1 pseudogene is annotated in these 271 nt (G+C 48.0%); it reads left to right on the top strand.

Annotated elements, in window-relative coordinates:
* Window positions 1-22 precede the first annotated feature (22 nt).
* Window positions 23-271: pseudogene (locus SB773_RS31890) on the top strand (TlpA family protein disulfide reductase); the annotation flags it as partial.

The raw sequence follows: 271 nt of genomic DNA, 5'->3' as shown, positions 1-271 counted from the left end.
CCCGTTACCGGAGGACCATCTGATGAAACATAAAAATGCACTTGCGGCTATTGTGTTGTTAGGGTTACTCGCTTGGGGAATAGTGGATACTGGGAAAACACCTACAGCGCCATCCCTACCAGGTGATGCCGAGCAGGCAGCTGGACAGGGGAACAAAACAATTGGAATCGAAAAAGGAAATCTGGCCCCTGATTTTGAATTACAGGCGCTACATGGAGGGAAGATGAAGCTCTCCGAATTACGTGGAAAAAAGGTGATTGTAAACCTGTGC

Source organism: Bacillus sp. SIMBA_074 (assembly GCF_046534555.1).
Lineage (GTDB): Bacteria > Bacillota > Bacilli > Bacillales > Bacillaceae_G > Bacillus_A > Bacillus_A mycoides.
Note: the sequence above shows the minus strand (reverse complement) of the source record. Positions and strands in the feature narration are given on the sequence as shown.